Source organism: Bradyrhizobium sp. PRIMUS42 (genome assembly GCF_023006515.1).
Taxonomy (GTDB): Bacteria; Pseudomonadota; Alphaproteobacteria; order Rhizobiales; family Xanthobacteraceae; genus Bradyrhizobium.
Genome location: NZ_JALBGZ010001064.1, coordinates 1 through 1,560 on the forward strand (window position 1 = coordinate 1; position 1,560 = coordinate 1,560).

At 65.4% G+C, this 1,560-nt stretch carries 1 protein-coding gene and 1 pseudogene; both read left to right on the forward strand.

Annotated elements, in window-relative coordinates; translation table 11 throughout:
• Positions 1 to 361, forward strand: a 361-nt coding sequence (locus MOV75_RS37545; protein ID WP_247007931.1) for a DUF3108 domain-containing protein, incomplete at its 5' end; no start/stop codon positions are given.
• A gap of 754 nt (positions 362 to 1,115) precedes the next feature.
• Positions 1,116 to 1,560 (forward strand): annotated as a pseudogene (locus MOV75_RS37550) (helicase); the annotation flags it as partial.

The window sequence follows — 1,560 nt, forward strand, 5'->3', positions numbered from 1 at the left end:
CGACCCCGTGACGCCCGAGGCCTGCCACAGCGCGGCGCCCGTGTTCGACGGCCGCATGCGCTACGACCTCAAGCTCGATTTCAAGCGCATGGAGACCGTGAAGGCGGAGAAGGGCTATCACGGCCCGGTCGTGGTCTGCTCGCTCTATTTCGTCCCTGTCGCCGGCTACATCCCCGATCGCCCCGTGATCAAATACCTCGCCGCCCAGCGCAACATCGAGATCGCGTTCGCTCCCGTGGCCGGCACCCGCATCCTGGTCCCGTTCTGGCTGAAAGTGCCGACGCCGCTGGGACCGGCCATGCTGGAAGCCACCAGCTTCATCACCACAGCCCAGCCGCCAAGGGTGGCGAAGACGCAGTAGGGCCGCAGGCCCCGTCTGTTAACCCGTCATCCTGAGGCGGCCGCCTCTTCGGCGGCCCTCGAAGGACGACGGCCCGGATCTCGCCACCAGCATATCTGCGCCAGCCGCCGCATCGGGGCCGTTCATCCTTCGAGGCTCCCGGCGCGGTGCCGTGCACCGCGCCACTCGCACCTCAGGATGACGGAAAAAAAGTGAAGCGCTTTCAACCACATCCCTACTGTGCATGGGGTTGTTTTCGCGAAAATGAGCTAGGGGGCCCGACCTGCCGGGAATCCATTTGACTCCACCCCGATTCTGATTCGACTCCGCGCCGTCCCCAACTTAACGCCTTCCGCCATCGAAACGTCACTTGTACGGCAGCCCAAAACTCCATCTAGTTGCAGCCGATAGGGACTCCCGCGACATGTTGCGTGAACGGAACGGGACTCAATCTGGAGTCAGCGATTCGGCCGCGATTCGTTCTAGAGTCGTTCCGAAGCTTAAGACCAACGGGAAAAGCGTCGCAAAGTGAGACAGTTGCGCGAGGTTTGGGGAGTACGCCTCTACACATCCGGCGTCGTCGCCCGGCTTGACCGGGCGATCCAGTACGCCGAGGCGGTTGTGGTCGAGCGGACGGGCCGCGGCGTACTGGATGCCCCGGTCAAGCCGGGGCATGACAGCGGAGTGCGTAGTGACCGCTCCGTGTGCCCAGCCGCCGGCCCGCCCCAGATAGCACTGACATTCGCCCAAATCGCCATTACCTAATCCCCCAGACATGGCCTTTTCTTCCTCCCCCTTCGCTTCCGAGCGCGCGCTTTCCGATCGAGCGGCTGGCGCGGGCGTCACTGCGGTGCTCGGGCCGACCAACACCGGCAAGACCCATCTCGCCATCGAGCGGATGCTCGCGCATCCCTCGGGGATGATCGGGCTGCCGCTGCGGCTCTTGGCGCGCGAGGTCTACAACAAGATCGCGGCGCGGGTCGGCAGCGAGGCGGTCGCGCTCGTCACCGGCGAAGAGAAGATCAAGCCGAAGAGCCCGCGCTATTGGGTCTCGACCGTCGAGGCGATGCCGCGCGACCTCGACCTCTCCTTCCTCGCCGTCGACGAGGTCCAGATCGCCAGCGATCTCGAACGCGGCCACGTCTTCACCGACCGCATCCTCAACCGCCGCGGCCGCGACGAGACGCTGCTGCTGGGCGCCGCGACCATGCGCCCCATCA